This window comes from Nostoc linckia z4, from assembly GCF_002608075.1.
Classification (GTDB): Bacteria; Cyanobacteriota; Cyanobacteriia; order Cyanobacteriales; family Nostocaceae; genus Nostoc; species Nostoc linckia.
On the sequence record NZ_LAHA01000052.1, the window covers coordinates 13,614 to 30,237 of the forward strand.

12 protein-coding genes are annotated in these 16,624 nt (G+C 40.3%); 7 read left to right on the forward strand and 5 right to left on the reverse strand.

Annotation, left to right across the window (positions count from 1 at the left end; translation table 11 throughout):
• Nucleotides 1–66: 66 nt before the first annotated feature.
• The 4 genes from VF06_RS29200 to VF06_RS29215 all read right to left on the reverse strand — a co-directional run bounded on the left by VF06_RS29200 (nt 67) and on the right by VF06_RS29215 (nt 6,451).
• Nucleotides 67–2,448, reverse strand: coding sequence for a phosphoketolase family protein (locus VF06_RS29200; protein ID WP_099071537.1), 2,382 nt, complete (start codon nt 2,446–2,448; stop codon nt 67–69).
• 669 nt (nt 2,449–3,117) lie between these two features.
• Nucleotides 3,118–3,693 (reverse strand): ribosome maturation factor RimM, encoded by a 576-nt coding sequence (rimM, locus tag VF06_RS29205; protein ID WP_099071536.1) that lies wholly within the window; start codon nt 3,691–3,693, stop codon nt 3,118–3,120.
• Nucleotides 3,694–3,801: 108 nt separating this feature from the next.
• Nucleotides 3,802–5,085 carry a valine--pyruvate transaminase gene (locus VF06_RS29210; RefSeq protein ID WP_099071535.1) on the reverse strand — a complete coding sequence of 428 codons (1,284 nt, stop codon included), beginning with the start codon at nt 5,083–5,085 and terminating at the stop codon, nt 3,802–3,804.
• A gap of 181 nt (nt 5,086–5,266) precedes the next feature.
• Nucleotides 5,267–6,451, reverse strand: a complete 1,185-nt coding sequence (locus VF06_RS29215) for an RNA-guided endonuclease InsQ/TnpB family protein (RefSeq protein ID WP_099071534.1) — start codon at nt 6,449–6,451, stop codon at nt 5,267–5,269.
• Between the two features lie 246 nt (nt 6,452–6,697).
• On the opposite strand from VF06_RS29215, the gene VF06_RS41420 reads away from it, so the two are divergent.
• The 3 genes from VF06_RS41420 (at nt 6,698) to VF06_RS29230 (ending at nt 8,938) form a co-directional block, all read left to right on the forward strand.
• The gene (locus tag VF06_RS41420) at nt 6,698–6,868 is read left to right on the forward strand and encodes a hypothetical protein (protein WP_180267493.1); all 171 of its coding nucleotides are present in this window, start codon (nt 6,698–6,700) and stop codon (nt 6,866–6,868) included.
• 23 nt (nt 6,869–6,891) lie between these two features.
• Nucleotides 6,892–8,001 carry an S-(hydroxymethyl)glutathione dehydrogenase/class III alcohol dehydrogenase gene (locus tag VF06_RS29225; RefSeq protein WP_099071532.1) on the forward strand — a complete coding sequence of 370 codons (1,110 nt, stop codon included), beginning with the start codon at nt 6,892–6,894 and terminating at the stop codon, nt 7,999–8,001.
• A gap of 349 nt (nt 8,002–8,350) precedes the next feature.
• Complete coding sequence (locus VF06_RS29230; protein ID WP_099071531.1) at nt 8,351–8,938, forward strand: Uma2 family endonuclease; 588 nt, start codon at nt 8,351–8,353, stop codon at nt 8,936–8,938.
• 124 nt (nt 8,939–9,062) lie between these two features.
• Here the strand turns inward: VF06_RS29230 and VF06_RS29235 are convergent, their stop codons facing one another.
• The gene (locus VF06_RS29235; protein WP_099071530.1) at nt 9,063–12,092 is read right to left on the reverse strand and encodes a PAS domain-containing hybrid sensor histidine kinase/response regulator family protein; all 3,030 of its coding nucleotides are present in this window, start codon (nt 12,090–12,092) and stop codon (nt 9,063–9,065) included.
• A gap of 517 nt (nt 12,093–12,609) precedes the next feature.
• On the opposite strand from VF06_RS29235, the gene VF06_RS29240 reads away from it, so the two are divergent.
• From VF06_RS29240 to VF06_RS29260, 4 genes are all read left to right on the forward strand, one after another.
• The gene (locus tag VF06_RS29240; protein ID WP_099071546.1) at nt 12,610–13,863 is read left to right on the forward strand and encodes a glycosyltransferase family protein; all 1,254 of its coding nucleotides are present in this window, start codon (nt 12,610–12,612) and stop codon (nt 13,861–13,863) included.
• A gap of 358 nt (nt 13,864–14,221) precedes the next feature.
• Nucleotides 14,222–14,716 carry a hypothetical protein gene (locus VF06_RS29250; RefSeq protein ID WP_099073413.1) on the forward strand — a complete coding sequence of 165 codons (495 nt, stop codon included), beginning with the start codon at nt 14,222–14,224 and terminating at the stop codon, nt 14,714–14,716.
• A gap of 49 nt (nt 14,717–14,765) precedes the next feature.
• Nucleotides 14,766–15,752, forward strand: a complete 987-nt coding sequence (locus VF06_RS29255) for a hypothetical protein (protein WP_099073414.1) — start codon at nt 14,766–14,768, stop codon at nt 15,750–15,752.
• Nucleotides 15,753–15,814: 62 nt separating this feature from the next.
• Nucleotides 15,815–16,546, forward strand: coding sequence for an ABC transporter ATP-binding protein (locus VF06_RS29260; protein WP_099071790.1), 732 nt, complete (start codon nt 15,815–15,817; stop codon nt 16,544–16,546).
• Nucleotides 16,547–16,624: the final 78 nt, after the last annotated feature.

Consider the following 16,624-nt stretch of genomic DNA (forward strand, 5'->3'; position numbering starts at 1 on the left):
CCCCAAACCCAATGCCGAGTTAAAAATCGTTAACCGAGCAGTATTGACGATCGCCTAAAATACCACTTAATACGGCCACTTCCAGTCCCGAATTTCCGGCATATCATCGCCGTACTTCTCAATGTAGTGCTTGTGTTCTATGAGTTTATCTCGCATTTGCTGTTTGACATAAGCTGCCTTAGATCCGAGTTTGGAAACCCGGTCTATGACATCGATTACAAGATGGAAGCGATCGAGGTCGTTGAGAACAACCATATCAAAAGGCGTGGTGGTGGTTCCCTCTTCCTTGTAGCCGCGCACATGCAAGTTCTTGTGATTGGTCTGGCGGTAAGTTAAGCGATGAATCAGCCAGGGATAGCCATGAAACGCAAAGATGATCGGTTTGTCGGTGGTGAAAAGTGTATCAAAGTCTTTTTCATTCAAACCGTGGGGATGTTCGCTTCTTGGCTGTAGTGTCATTAAATCCACTACGTTGATTACCCGCACCTTTAAGTCAGGGAAGTTTTGGCGCAAGATGTCTACAGCCGCCAAGGTTTCCAAGGTGGGAATATCGCCGGCACAAGCCAGTACTACATCTGGTTCGTCGCCTTGGTCGCTGCTTGCCCATTCCCAAATGCCGATGCCTTTGGTGCAATGCTTAATGGCTGCATCGATGTTGAGATATTGCAATGCTGGTTGTTTTCCGGCAACAATCACGTTGACATAGTTCCGGCTTCTCAAACAATGGTCTGTTACTGATAGCAGAGTGTTGGCATCGGGGGGCAAATACACGCGCACGATTTCTGCTTTCTTGTTAACCACATGGTCGATAAAACCGGGGTCTTGGTGGGAGAAACCATTGTGGTCTTGTCGCCAAACGTGGGAGGAAAGCAGATAATTGAGGGAAGCAATTGGTCTGCGCCAGGGAATGTGTCTGGTGGTTTTCAACCATTTGGCGTGTTGGTTGAACATGGAATCAATGATGTGGATGAAGGCTTCATAACAGGAGAAAAAGCCGTGACGACCGGTGAGGAGATAGCCTTCTAACCAACCTTGACAACTAGTTTCGCTGAGAATTTCCATCACCCGACCGTCTGGGGAAAGATGGTCGTCTTCTGGGAGGATCTGGGCTACCCAAGTCCGGTCTGTAACTTCAAACACAGCATCTAGACGATTGGATACAGTTTCGTCGGGGCCGAAGATGCGGAAATTGCGTTTGTCTTGGTTCAGTTGCACAATATCTCGCAGGAATCTACCAGTAACTCTGGTTGCTTCTGCGATCGCTTTACCTGGTTCGGCAATATCTATGGCATAATCTCGAAAATCCGGCATTTTCAGGTCGCACAATAGCAAACCACCGTTGGCGTGGGGATTGTCACCCATGCGTCGCTGTCCTTTGGGAGCTAGTTCTGCCAGTTCCTCAATCAGCTTACCATTGCTGTCGAAGAGTTCTTCTGGTTTATAACTCTTCATCCAATCTTCTAGGAGTTTTAGGTGTTCTGGCTGTTTGCTGATGTTGCCAAAGGGAACTTGATGCGATCGCCAATAATCTTCGGTTTTTTTGCCATCTACTTCCTGGGGCCCTGTCCAACCTTTAGGGGTTCGCATGATAATCAGCGGCCACTGGGGACGTTCCGTAAAACCATGTACGCGGGCTTCTCTTTGGATACTTTGAATTTCAGGGATGATTGTATCCAGAGTTGCCGCCATTTGCTGGTGTACATCTGCCGGATCGTGACCTTCTACAAAGTATGGTTTGTAGCCATAGCCGACAAATAAACTTTCTAATTCTTCATGACTAATCCGTGATAATACTGTTGGGTTAGCAATTTTATATCCATTTAAATGCAAAATTGGCAGTACCGCACCATCACGGGCTGGGTTGAGAAATTTATTCGAGTGCCAGCTAGTAGCTAAAGCACCAGTTTCCGCTTCCCCGTCACCCACAACAGCAGCAACAATCAAATCTGGATTATCAAAGGCAGCACCGAAAGCATGGACGAGGGCATAACCTAGTTCTCCGCCTTCGTGGATGGAACCAGGAGTTTCCGGTGCAACGTGGCTGGGGATACCACCAGGGAAAGAGAATTGTTTGAAGAGTTTCTGCATCCCCTCAACATCTTGGGAAATGTTGTGGTAGTACTCACTGTAAGTACCTTCTAAATAAGTGTTGGCTACCAATCCGGGGCCTCCATGACCAGGCCCAGCAATGTAAATTGTGTTGAGGTCGTATTTTTTAATAACCCGATTTAGGTGAGCATAGATGAAATTCAACCCTGGTGTTGTTCCCCAGTGACCCAAAAGCCTGGGTTTAACATGTTCTATTTTTAGCGGTTCTCTCAGTAGTGGATTGTCCAGTAGATATATTTGCCCGACTGAAAGATAGTTCGCTGCACGCCAGTAAGCATTAATTTTGCGTAATTCTTCGTCTGTTAAAGGCTTTGTTTGTGGAGTAGTTGCTAATGTCATTTCGACACTCCATTACAAAAGGATTTTGACCAGTTCATTAGTATGCAATTTTACTTGTCTGGAGTATGAAGATCATCTTACTCATGACAAATATTTCCAGAAACGAGTTGCTAAAGGTAGCCTTGGTAGGCACATAATACCTTTACTCACATCTAGAATAAGTCTAAATAACTATGGAATCTTGCTAGTAGTAAGCTAGCAAGACTAGTTTAATATTGCTGGTTTTTTAATATTAATTTTCAAATTCGTTTGATTTATTCTAAAAATAAAAAATTCTCTTTTCAAGAATTATATTTTAAGAATTTATAATATATTTATTTTGATGGATGTTGATTTACAGCAGTTTTCATGTATTTAGACCACAATCTTGTTTCTTCTTTTCTTCCTTTGCGTCTTTGCGTGAGATAAAAATAGTGTGGTTAATTTACCTGAAAATCGCTGTAATACTGTTTTTGAGGAAATTAAAGGTTTAATTAGGGTAGCATATCACTACTATAGCGATTCCCAGTGATGTGAGGTACAGATAATATTTTGAAACGCAAAGGAACGCAAAGTAAAGCGCAGAGGTACGCCGAGATTTGCACCTCAGCAGACTAGGAAACGCTATAAATCGAGGAATTTAGTTTTATATATCGTAAGGAAACCCTTTGTTTCTGGGTAACATATGATTTAATTATTAATTTCCAATAATCCATCTGGTGGTGTAATTTCAATGCGACCTGTTTGCAAGTCTACCACTGGGGCGATCGCTTCTACAAAGGGAATCAAAACAGTCTTTTGTGCTTTGTCATTGGTAAAAGATGAATGCAATTTTACTTCTAACAAATCATTACCAGCAGGGATGATATCTACCACCGTACCGACAAGTTCGCCAGAAGCTTGCATGAATACTTCCAAACCAATCAAATCAAGGACATGATATTCATCTTCGCCTAATTCGGGGCGATCGCTTGCTAGCACCATTAACTTACAACCGCGCAACTCCTCCGCTTGATTGCGATTTTCCACCCCAGCTAATTTGATGACATATAAATTTTTCCCTTCAATATAACGTCCTGCCAATAACTCTATCGGTTGCGGTTCCCTCTCCCCAGGACGCAACAACCAGCGTTTTCCCGGCACTTGAAACCGTTCTGGGAAATCCGAGTCAGGATAAACTCGTAACTCCCCAGATAATCCTTGAGGTGCAACAATCTTACCAATTTCTAGCCAGTCATTAGTCATTAGGTATTGGGCATTGGGCATTGGGCATTGGGCATTGGAATGGGGAAAGGGAAAGGGGTAAGGGGGAAAGGGGAAAGATTAAATTTATTCCTTTTCCCTTTTCCCTTTAACCTTTTCCCCTGCCCCTCATTACACACTCACAGCCGCACGCTGATAAGCTTCTTCGGCTACTTTAGCTAAACGTTGCATACCAATGGCTATTTCTTCATTGCTGCCGGTGAGGCTGATACGCAGGCATTGGTGCTTGTGCGCCCATTCTTCCTCTAAACCGGGGAAAAAGGTACTTCCAGGGACAGTAATAACACCTACTTTTTTCAATTCTTGGTAAAATTCCCAGTCGGTGATGGGTAGATTTTCTAGCCATAACCAAGCAAAAATTGCTCCTTCACCGCGATGGAGGAACCAAGGTAAATTCTTGGGCATTGCTTGTTCTAAGCTGGTTTCTAAAACGGTAAATTTATTTTGATAGAAGGGACGAATCACAGTTTGGGAAATTTCCACTAATGCACCAGAATTAATTGCTAAGGCTGCGATCGCTTGACCGTAACGTGAAGAATGCAGACTCGCGTTTGCCTGGAAACACTCTAGCACCTCAATCCACTTTTCATCCCCTATGGCAATACCAATTCTTTCTCCTGGTAATCCGGCTTTGGATAAACTCATACAGTGGAGAATATTATCGCCAAACACCGGGGTCATTTCTGTAAAGTTCAATGACGGAAATGGAGGCGCATAAGCCGAGTCAATTAGCACGGGTGAATTGTAAGCTGAAGCCAAGGCAGCAATCTTTTTCACTTCCTCATCAGTCAGGACATTACCAGTGGGATTACAGGGACGAGAGAAAATGACACATCCTGTGTTTTCAGTAATCGTCACTTGGCTAAAATCTGGGCGATATTTAAATCGGTGGGCAGCTGCATCAATATCTAGGGTGGGTTTGTAGGCGACTAAAGCTTTTGGTTCCAAGCAAATACCGCCGTAACCAGTGTAATCAGGACTCAGGGGCAAAACGATTTGTTTTAATTCACCGCTGTTGGTGTAGCCACCGAAGGTATTTGCGGCGTAGAAATAAAGGGTTTGACTGCCGGGAGTGATAAAGATATTGCGATCGCTCAATTTTAACCCGTAGCGTTTATTAAAGTCGTTGGCGATCGCTTCAATTAATGGTGCATAGCCTTGGCTTGAACCATAGCGACAAACCACTTCACCATATTCTGGACTCGCCAAAAGCTGTGCAGTGCAATCCCGCCATAACTGTTCTACCTCCGGTAAAATCAACGGGTTCCCAGCACTCAAATTAATAAACTGCTGCCCTGAACCGGCTCGTAATGTTTCAATAATATCCTTCATGATTGCTCTGACGCCAGTCAGGTTGGACATTTGAGCGCCAATTTGTGTTAGGGCAGGGTTCATAAGCTGTAACAAAATTTATTAATTTAGGGTGGACAAATTACTTGGGGTTTGCTGCTGACATCAAGTTTACATCGTTGTCACAACAACTTTTTCCGCCTTTAACCAATCTAGCTAGAGAATGATATTTTTACAAATTGACACTCCCCCTACTTTAGCGAAGCGGAGTAGGGGGATTCTTGGTTCAACCAGCCGACTTATCTATACTTGTTTCCAAGTCTAAACAGAGGTCGTTCTGTCCCCAAGCGTAGATCCCGGTGTGCCCCACCGTTCTTAATGACTTAGCTAAAATGTTCAGTGCAGCGTTCTCATCACGACATAACTCAGCACCGCAAATGCATTTATGGGTACGAGTTGACAAACTTTTCTTAACTTGCCTACCACAAGATGAGCAATTGATACTTGTATATTGAGGAGCTACAGCAATAGTTATCTTGCCGTAGATATCTCCAAAATATTCAAGCCAACATCGAAACTGATACCACGCTGCATCACTGATACTTTTAGCTAATTTGTGATTTTTAACCATGTTTCTCACTTGCAAGTCTTCATAGGCAATCAAGTCTGCCGACTGAATAACGCACTTTGCTAATTTCACAACAAAGTCTTTACGCTGCCTACTGACTTTCAAGTGTTTTCTTGCTAATTTACTTTTAGCTTTTTTGTAGTTATTAGATTGTGATTGACCCTTACGAAACTTTTTTGATACTCGCTTTTGTAGTCTCTTTAATGCTTTTTCAAATTTCCTTAAAAACCGAGGATTCTCTACTTTATTTCCATCTGAATCAGTATAGAAGTGAGTCAAACCAACATCTAATCCTACCGCTTTTCTACTAGATTCTACTTCAACTTTTCTATCAAAGGCAATGCAGAATTGAACATAATAACCATCTGCGCGTTTTATTAAACGGACACGTTTAATGTCTTTAATTTGATAGAAATGCAAGTCATAGGTTCCAACTAGTTTTAGTTGTCCAATTTCAAATCCGTCTGTTAGAGTTAAATATTTCCTATCTTCTGACAATTTCCATCCTGTAGTTTTATATTCTACAGAATGACCACGTTTTTTAAATTTTGGAAAACCTTTCTTGCCTGAAATCTTTTTCTTGCAGTTGTCGTAGAACCTAGCAATTGCTGACCAAGCTCTATCTGAGGCGGCTTGTCTAGCCATTGAGTTAAGCTTACCTGCCCACTCAAAGTTTTTAGCCAGAATTTTACAGTAGGAACTTAAGTCATACTTACCAATTTGCTTGTTATCCATCCAGTAACGAATACAAGAATTACGTATAAACAAAGCAGTCCTGATTGCCTCATCAATCAGATTAAACTGCTGTTGCTTACCCTTTAATTTGAACTCGTATACTAGCATAGACAACTATTAAGTTACGCTGTATAACATAGCGTAAATAAATAACAGATACAAGATGTCACTGCGGCTAAAGGAGACAGTGCCGTGGGCGGGTTTCCCGACTTGGGGCAACTGTCGTCCCCTTGGGGAGTTTTGGCACCCACCCCTAAAGGACGTAACCCTTGAAAATTTTTTGGATTTTCAGGGTGTTACTGGTGGGCTTTCACACTTCCCACTATTTTGTGTAATATTTCTGGGGATTGGGGCATGGCGCATGGGGCATGGGGCATAGGGCATAGGGTAAGGGGAAACATTAAATTTATTCCTTTTCCCTTTTCCCTTTTCCCCTTGTCTCCTTCATCTCCATGCCCAATGCCCAATGCCCCATGCCCAATGCCCCATCCCGATATAAACTCTAATAAGTTAATTGTCAAATAATTGTCAAACTGGGAGGGCTGAGGTTGCAAGTTAAAGCAGCAGTAGCTTACAGCGCAGGTAAGCCGTTGAGTATTGAAACGGTTGAACTATCTGGGCCACAAGCAGGGGAAGTATTAGTCGAGATTAAAGCCACAGGGGTTTGTCACACTGACGCCTATACCCTTTCTGGTATCGATCCTGAAGGTTTGTTTCCAGCAATTTTGGGACATGAAGGTGCTGGTGTAGTGGTTGAGGTGGGTGCTGGTGTCACTAGTCTCAAACCAGGGGATCATGTAATTCCCTTGTACATCGCCGAATGTCGTCAGTGCGAATATTGTTTGAGCTTAAAAACTAATCTCTGTCAAGCAATTCGCCAAACCCAAGCACGCGGTGTTATGCCTAATGGCACTAGTCGCTTTAGTGTCGATGGACAGATGATTCATCATTACATGGGTACATCTACTTTTGCCAACTATACGGTGCTACCGGAAATTTCCTTGGCAAAAATTCGGGAAGACGCGCCTTTTGATAAGGTTTGTTACATTGGCTGTGGTGTAACTACTGGTATTGGCGCAGTCATTAATACCGCTAAGGTGGAACCTGGGGCAAATGTGGTGGTTTTTGGTTTGGGTGGTATTGGTTTAAATGTCATCCAAGGGGCGCGGATGGTGGGAGCAAATATGATTGTGGGGGTAGATATTAATCCCAACAAACGCGCTTTGGCAGAAAAGTTTGGTATGACGCACTTTGTTAATCCCCTGGAAGTAGAGGGTGATTTAGTTTCCTACTTGGTTGATTTAACAAAAGGCGGTGCTGATTACAGTTTTGAATGTATTGGTAATGTGAAAGTAATGCGCCAAGCATTGGAATGCTGCCATAAAGGTTGGGGGGTGAGTGTAATTATTGGTGTTGCCGGTGCTGGAGAAGAAATCAGCACTCGTCCGTTTCAATTAGTAACTGGGCGAGTTTGGAAAGGTACGGCATTCGGTGGCGCTAGAGGGCGTACAGATGTGCCAAAAATTGTTGATTGGTATATGGAAGGAAAGATAAATATTGATGATTTAATTACCCATGTAATGCCCGTTGAAAAAATTAATGATGCTTTTGATTTGATGCACAAAGGTGAATCGATTCGGAGTGTGGTGACTTTTTAATTCGTAATTAAAAAGTATTTGCACCTATTGTTTATGACATCTCTTGCAAAAGTAACTTTTGCTCATAGGGGGGAAAGGGAAAAGGTTAATGGTTCGACAAGCTCACCAACCGGGAAAAGGGTTTTTATTTGCCCTTTACCCCTTACCCTTTTCCCCACTTTTCTTAAATGTCTATGGATTAGTCCTGTTTCAAATAGAGTGGAAAATTCTATTTGAAACAGGATTATAAGTTTTTAGCGATCGCTATTATCTATCGCAATCCCAAATAAGAGTTGTGGACAGTCAACAGTCAAGGGTGCGTTAAGCTATTGATAATACATCAATTGCCACATTTTGTGAGTTAATTAATATGATTTTACAAACAGAAAAGCGTTACTACACCCCAGAAGAATATCTGGAATTAGAGGAGAAAGCTGAATATAAAAATGAATACAAAGATGGAGAAATTATACCCATGACAGGGGGAACAACTAACCACAACAAAATTGCAGGTAATTTTTATAAAAAATTTCCCTTGACAGTGCAAAGTCAAGCTTATGACATATATATTGGAGATGTAAAATTAGCAATACCACGTTATCGTATTTATACTTATCCTGATGTGATGGTTATCAAAGGTAAGCCAATCTACGAGGGAACAAGTAAAACAATTATTACTAATCCCTCGCTAATTGTTGAAGTTCTATCAAATTCAACTAAAAATTATGACAAAACAGACAAGTTTAAATATTACCGTTCGATTCCTATTTTTCAAGAATATATTATGATTGACCAGTATAGTTTTTCTGTCGAACAATTTGCCAAACAAACAGAAGGACAATGGATATTTAAGGAATATGAAGGTGAAGAGGCTGTTTTAGTCTTAGATTCTATTGATTTTCAAATTAGCTTGCGAGATATTTATGAGCGAGTTGATTTTGAGTTGATTGAGGAATAAGTGAACTCCAAAAAATAGATTTTTCCGATTTAGGTCGTTAACTGCTGACTTTCAACAGTGAACAGTCAACAGTTAACAGTCTTCAGTGGAATATTTTTTTACTTGGAAATCCCTAATATCAATGTCAACCTTTAACTAGTTCTACAATGGCTGTTATTAGCTCCTTTGGTTCCACAGGTTTGGCAATATGCTTGGCAAATCCGGCGGCTATGGCAAGTTGTTGATTCATTTCTCCAGCATAGGCTGTTAAAGCGATCGCTTTTATATTCCCTCCCTGCTCTGGTGGCAAATTTCTTACCTGCTGCATTAACATATAGCCATCCATATTAGGCATTGCCACATCGCTGACTAAGATGTCTGGGGTCGATTGTACTAATAATTGCAGTGCTTCATCGGCAGATGCAGCTAAGGTTACCTTTGCCCCTGCTTGCTCTAACAAAAAGCTGATATAGTCGCGGGTATCTGCATCATCATCTACCATGAGAATTTGGATATCCGCTAGCGGTAAAGCCGCAGTCACATCTAATGAAGAATCAGAATTGAGTTCCTTGTCTACTGGGGCATTCTTAATTAGTGGTATCCTCACTGTAAAAGTGGCTCCATGCCCTTCGCCTAAACTGTGTGCTGTCACCACACCACCGTGTAATTCTGTGAGATGGCGAACAATTGCCAAACCTATTCCTAATCCACCAAATTTTCTTGTTGTGGCGGCATCTGCTTGACGAAAATAGTCAAATATGTATGGTAAAAAGTCAGAACTGATACCTCTGCCTGTATCGCTAACGACGATTTGAGCTTGAGTACCAACACGCTGCAAACGCACCTCTACACGCCCTCCCACATCAGTGAACTTGACTGCGTTGCATAACAAATTCCAGATGATTTGCTGGAGGCGTGCTGTATCACCTGCTACCTTTAATTTAGAGTTTTGCTGAGGTGATTTTCCTCCCAGATGCTTCGCATCTGGGAGCAAGGGTAAGGTGAGTGCTGAACCCAAAGGAATTTGGGATTTGAGATGGCTCAATTCTTGGCTAGATTTTGAGGAGACATCGGAATTTTCCCTTCCAAAATCGACAACCGAAAATTGTAAATTGATAGATTTGGCTTGAGCAGCTAAGCGCACTGTGTCTAGCGCTGCTAAGATTGTAGTTTCTAAATCAACTGGGGCAATGTCGAGACTGAGTTTGCCTTGGAGAATACGAGATACATCCAGTAAATCTCCAATTAACTGGGTTTGCAATAGTGCATTACGTTCGATGGCTTCTAAGGCGTAAGCCGTTTTTTCTCGATCTAACTTGGACTTGCGGAGCAGTTTTGCCCAACCAAGAATGGGGTTGAGGGGTGTACGCAATTCATGGGATAATACCGCCAGAAATTCATCTTTGATGCGGTTGGCGGCTTCTGCTTGCTCCCGTGCTGCTTGTTCTCGTAAAAGTAGTTGTTCTCGTTCGGCTTCTGCTTTTTTGCGATCGCTAATGTCAGTATGAGTTCCCAGCATCCGTAGCGGTTGCCCTTGACGATCCCACGATACAATCTTGCCCACCGAGAGAATCCATTTCCAATCTCCGGTTTTGGTTTGCAGTCTAAACTCTACTCGGTATTCATCAAGTTTTCCCGCAATGTAATCTTCATAAACTTCGATAACCATTGATGCATCATCAGGATGGATGCGATGACGCCACTTGTTATTAGTTTCTTGAAATTCATCCGGTTCGTAGCCTAGCATCACGGCATACTCTGGATTTACAATTGCGTCACCAGTTAGCAGATTCAGGTCATAAAGTCCTTGATTTGCCGCCACCAAAGCTAAACGCAGGCGTTCTTCACTATCTTGCAACGCCGCTTGTGCTTGTTTGCGTTGAGTAATGTCCTGAAGAATCAGCAAAATTGCATTGACGTTACCGCGTTCGTCATAAAGGGGAGCGGCTGAAATGTTGAGAATTACATTGGAGCCATCACGCTTGCGGCGATAGGTTTCCACACCAAAGAAGACTTCCCCCTTGGTGACTGCTTCTCGTAGCTGATTGCATTCTTCGAGTTTTTCTTCTGGGACAATAGGCAACTGCTGACCTAACAGTTCTGCTTCACTCCAGCCAAATAATTGTTCTGCTGCTGCATTCCATAATTTTACGGTGGTATCTGTTGCAATTACAACAATCGGTAGTGGCGAAGCTTGAATGAGGGTAGTTAAGGTTTGTAGGGTTTGTTGGAGTTCTTGTTGGACTTCCTTGTATTCAGTGATGTCCATATTTACCCCTATTAAACGATCTGCCTCACCTCCATCACCAAAAATTTGTGCCTTGGCAGCTATCCAGCGAATCTTGCCATTAGGAAGGATAATTCGCCATTGGGTGTCAAAATCACATCCTTGTGTAATAGTTTGTTGGGCGGCAAGATGGGCATCAAAGCGATCGTCTGGGTGTAATCGTTTTAACCAATGTTCGTAGCTACCCTCAAAACTTCCAGGTGCTAGCCCAAATAGAGCTTCCATTTCTTCTGTCCAAATCAATTCTCCGGTTTGGAACTTCCATTCACAAGTGCCTATTTTGCCGACTTGTTGTGCTAAAACTAACCGTTCGCGACTGGCTCGCAGGGCAGCTTCCACCCGGTGTCGCTCATCGATTTCCTGTTGTAATTGCTGGTTAACTTGCACCAGTTCAGCAGTCCTGGCCTCTACCCGTTGTTCTAGTTCTTCTTGCAACCGTCTTAGTTGATTTTCAACAGCCAAGCGTTCCTCAATTTGTGAGTATAGTGCCTTGTTTGCTTGCTTTAATTGCAGCGGACTTGGCAAGGCTAATGCTTGGGGAACTAGCGGCACGAGTTCGATGGCTGTAAACAAGGAAACTATTGCAGTTGCACCTTTGAGGATGCCTGATAGCCAATAGGTAGGATGCCACAGCGTCCAAATTTCAGCAATGTGTGTTGTACCACAGAAGACAATAAAAGCAGCAAATAACAAAAATATCCAAGAAAATGGTAAATCTTGGCGTTTGCGAACGAAGTAAAACAACGTCAGCGGAATTGAATAGTAAGCAAGGGCAATGATACCATCAGAAATTATATGCAGCCAAACCAACCCTGGTTTCCACAGGTAGCAATGACCATGAGGAATAAATGAGCCTGCGCTAAACAAATTAACTATAAAGTCGTGCATACCATTGAAAACTAGGGTGAGAGGACAAATGAAAACTTCTATCCACTGGCGAGAACATCTAACGCAGCATAAATTTCTGTGTTTGCTGTTGACGGTTGACGGTTAACTGTCAACAGCTAACGTCAACGAATTTGATAAGTAACTGGGCAATTTCAAAGCCTAATAATTTAACACTATAGGCTAGATAATTTAGATAAGGATTTGCAAGCAATAAAATATTCTATTACTAGTGTTAACTGTTGACCGTTGACCGTTGACGGTTCACAGTCAACAGTTAATATAGTACTTTTATACTAAAACAACCGAATAACTCGTAAAGATAACTATACCTAGTGGTCTGCCAACCCAAAAATGTTAGTTGCAGGTTGGGTAAAGGTTAAAGGGAAAAGGGGAAGGGATAAAAAACATGAGTCCCTTTCCCCTTTCCCCCTTTCCCCTTTACCCCTTCCCCTTTAAAGAGCCAAGTTGCCTTGGCGTACTACTATACCTTTACTTTTTAGTTCAAGGTTTGAAACTCATGACTCCAGTAGATATTCTCATTCTCTCCAATGGCCCAGGAGAAGTAACCACTTGGGTACGTCCAGTAGTGAAGGCATTGCGGCAGCAACTAGGGGATGACCGTTCTGTTGTGAGGATTTCTGTAGTTTTATCTCCTTGTCCCAATGCTACTGGTAAAGAAGCTGCGATCGCTCTTTCTTACCCAGAAGTAGATAGAGTTCAACCAGCAGAACATTTTTGGCAATTTTTCCTCTGGGGTAAAACCTTTGCAAATTGGGACTGGAGAAGTCACGGTGTGGTGGTTTTTCTCGGCGGCGATCAAATTTTTCCTGTAGTTATTGGCAAAAAACTAGGATACCGCACAGTTGTTTACGCCGAATGGGAAGCCAGGTGGCATAACTTCATAGACCGCTTTGGAGTTATGAAACCTCAAGTTGCTGTCGGTGTTTCGCCAAAATATGCCCACAAATTTACTGTTGTGGGAGATTTGATGCTAGAAGCCCAAGAACAAACTTTAACTCCTAACTCTTCACTTAACACTGAATTAATTGGTTTGTTACCGGGTTCAAAAGCGGCAAAACTAACCCAAGGTATACCTTTAATGTTAGCGATCGCCGAACATATCCACACCAGCAGACCCCAAACTAAATTTGTGATTCCCGTTGCTCCAACTGTAGATTTACAAACCTTAGCTAGTTTTGGCGATTCCCAAAAAAACCCTTTTGTGAAAACTTTTGGTATTGGCAGTGTTTCTTTAATAATTCCACAGGACAAAACAACCAAGCCATCACTGAAAACACAAACAGGTCTAACTGTAGAATTATGCCAAGAAAACCCTGCATATAATTTATTATCCCAGTGCCAGATTTGCCTGACTACAGTGGGGGCAAACACAGCTGAACTCGGTGCTTTAGGAGTACCAATGATTGTTTTGCTACCTACCCAACAATTAGATGCGATGCGTTCTTGGGATGGTTTACCGGGTTTATTGGCAAATTTACCAGGGGTGGGTTCTACCTTTGCCAAAGTGATTAACTGGGTCTTTCTCAGACGCAAAGGTTTATTAGCATGGCCGAATATCTGGGCACAGCAAGAAATCGTCCCAGAACTTGTAGGCAAACTCCAAGCCCCAGAAATTGGAGATATAGTATTAGATTTTTTAGCTCATCCACAAAAATTGGAAGCTATCCGCGACAAACTACGTCAGGTTCGTGGTGAAAGTGGAGCCGCCCAAAAATTAGCAACTTTAGTCAAAGAAGAGATGGGCAAATAACAGCTTACTAGCTACATTTTAGGTTTGTTGACTCTATTTCTCAGGTTACAGATAAGATGATTTTTTCAATGTAACTAAAATTGAAGAAAGTATAGTTTTTTTAAAAAATAAAAAACAACTTTAAAACACAGAAAATAATTTATTTTTCTTTAGTTACAAAAAAACAACCATGCTACGATGTAGTTATGATGTTTTTAAAAATTTTTAGTATGACGCTGAGTAAATAATGTTTTTAAAGCATAATGAAACAATAATTTTAAGCTACTAATTTTGATAAAACAAATTGGAATTTTGCCTGTATTACTAATGTTATAAAGTGTTAAAAATATCTTATTTTCAAATTTTGAATAAATAAAATATGAATTTATTGCCATCAGTTATATCTATAGTTATTACCATGTTCTCAGCCGCAAAAGTTTTTTCTGGCGAAAGAAACCATGAAATTCCTGTAAGATGGTGGGTTGCTCATATTTTATTGTGTTTATTAATTGGCTTTCCTATACCAATACAAAATAATGTATTAATTCTGATGTTTTTTGCGATATTTTGTATTATTTTATTAGATTCCTACTCTAAAAATGACATACCAGTATTACAAATATTAATGTTAATTGGATGTGGAATTTTTCTTTTATTTTATAAGTGGCAGAATATAATTTCTACTCCAAATGGTTTTTTAGTATTTGTATTGACCTATTTATTATCTTTTTTTCCTCAAGTTTACACAGGAATCATGTTTTTCTGTAATTTGAAATATCAAAGAAATTTTCCTCCCTTAGATATAGCCTTAGTATTAACTGCGGATTATTTATTATGTCTAACAACTGGTGGAGTAATCAGTAAAATATTTTAAGTAATTTCAATATAATTAAAAAATTAAATTATATTTATTTTTAATATTTATGAAATTAACGACAAAATTCTTCTTTTTGTTATCTTTGTTAGCTCTGGGATTATTTGGTTGCTCTGAAGAAGTTTTAACTACCAAAGAAGGTAGTGCTAGAAGGGTTGTTGTTACTAACAAAGATGGCACTAATTTATATGATAGCGATCAACTGAAGAACTCAAAATCAACCGCTAAACAATGGGAGATTTTATTTATACTAAACGACAAAAGTTCAAGTTACTATAAAGTTTCAAGCAGTATTGATGAACCAGGGAATTCAGATAATATTAGTTATGTCAAAAAGGCAGATGTTTTGGAATGGAATACTTTTTTTTGCTTAGATTATAAAAATTCACCAGAGCAAGTTAATCGCTCACCAGTTAAAACATACAAAACAATTGCAGGCTTGAAAAGCCAAAATGATGATGATGTCATTCTGTCTGAAAAATCAACACACCGTAATAACTTCATGCCAACAGATGCTAAACCTATTTTGCAAGAAGTTGACAAATCAATATATAAAATTGCTTCTCTCTATGACGAACAAAATCCAGACGGTAGTCATGAATTTCGAGGAAATTATGGCGTTGGTTATGTCGAATATACTCAAGAAGCACATAGGTTATATAGATATGTGAGTAAACAACAGCTTGAAAAACAATTAAAAAGCGTACTGGAAGCAATAGTGATTTCAAAACCAAATCCTAATCCCAATGATTTAGACAGAAAATTTGATGAAATAAGCACAATAATTAATCAACCAGGAAAGAGTAAGTTAGTTCGGGGAGTAAAGCGTGTCAAAGATATTTTTCAGTCTGGACAAGCTCCCCAGGAAGCACAAGTCAATATATTTGAAGAAAAATATTTAAAAGGCCAAAATGTAAAACAACACGACAAAAGTCTAGAAAAATTGCATAAAAAAATGCTGGAATACTTTACTGAACCATCAAATTGGAATGAAGATGGTAATTCTTATATTCCAGCAGAATGGATACTAAAATAGCTATTAATCATATCTTGATATTGACCTTGATAAAAACCTTAGTTAACAATGGAGTATATGTAATGTCTGAAAAAATCAATACTTATTCTTTGGAAAACGTCAGTAAAGTAATTGATGATGGAGGTCAGCGTAGTATATTAAATAATATTTCTCTAAATATCTCAGAAGGTGAATTTTTAGGATTGAGGGGTAAATCAGGAGCAGGTAAATCTACTTTATTAAATATTCTTGGATGTATTGATAATATTTCATCAGGAAAAATTTACTTTGAAGGAAAAGACATTTCTCGTTATACAAAGAAAGAAAAAATATTATTCATTAGAAAAATAGGGTTAATATTTCAGCATTTTTATTTGATAGAACATTTGAATGTATTTGAAAACATTGCACTTCCTTTAAGATTATGTGGAGAAAGAAAAGCAGAGATTGAAAAAAAAGTAAATCTCAGTTTAGAAAATGTTGGTTTAGAGCCAGATAAACTTCGCCAGTTACCTAAAACATTGTCAGGTGGAGAAAAACAAAGAGTTGCGATCGCTAGAGCAATTGTGAAGTCTCCAAAAGTGATTTTAGCAGATGAACCAACAGGAAGTCTAGATTCAGAAAATGAGTCTATTATCCTTGACCTTTTACAAAAAATTCACTCAGATAGACAAGGTGTTACTGTCATTTTAGTTTCGCACAATCCAAATGTAATTGAAATATGCTCAAAAGTCATAGAGCTTGCAGATGGAGAAATAGTTCAACCATTTCCAAACTTTGCAGATGGGGGAATAGTTGAATCAATTCAAAAATAAAGCTTTTTGATGCTGCTTCTATGTATAAACCACAAATACTTTTAATTTTCAGCAGTTTTTTATGGTATGAAGCCCCAA

Excerpts from the sequence above, each read along its gene's own strand:
- VF06_RS29260 (WP_099071790.1), top strand. The coding sequence starts at position 15,815 with ATGTCTGAAAAAATCAATACTTATTCTTTGGAAAACGTCAGTAAAGTA.
- rimM (WP_099071536.1), bottom strand. The coding sequence starts at position 3,693 with ATGCCCAATGCCCAATACCTAATGACTAATGACTGGCTAGAAATTGGT.
- VF06_RS29250 (WP_099073413.1), top strand. The coding sequence starts at position 14,222 with ATGAATTTATTGCCATCAGTTATATCTATAGTTATTACCATGTTCTCA.
- VF06_RS29210 (WP_099071535.1), bottom strand. The coding sequence starts at position 5,085 with ATGAACCCTGCCCTAACACAAATTGGCGCTCAAATGTCCAACCTGACT.
- VF06_RS29235 (WP_099071530.1), bottom strand. The coding sequence starts at position 12,092 with ATGCACGACTTTATAGTTAATTTGTTTAGCGCAGGCTCATTTATTCCT.
- VF06_RS29240 (WP_099071546.1), top strand. The coding sequence starts at position 12,610 with ATGACTCCAGTAGATATTCTCATTCTCTCCAATGGCCCAGGAGAAGTA.
- VF06_RS29215 (WP_099071534.1), bottom strand. The coding sequence starts at position 6,451 with ATGCTAGTATACGAGTTCAAATTAAAGGGTAAGCAACAGCAGTTTAAT.
- VF06_RS29230 (WP_099071531.1), top strand. The coding sequence starts at position 8,351 with ATGATTTTACAAACAGAAAAGCGTTACTACACCCCAGAAGAATATCTG.
- VF06_RS41420 (WP_180267493.1), top strand. The coding sequence starts at position 6,698 with ATGGCGCATGGGGCATGGGGCATAGGGCATAGGGTAAGGGGAAACATT.
- VF06_RS29255 (WP_099073414.1), top strand. The coding sequence starts at position 14,766 with ATGAAATTAACGACAAAATTCTTCTTTTTGTTATCTTTGTTAGCTCTG.
- VF06_RS29200 (WP_099071537.1), bottom strand. The coding sequence starts at position 2,448 with ATGACATTAGCAACTACTCCACAAACAAAGCCTTTAACAGACGAAGAA.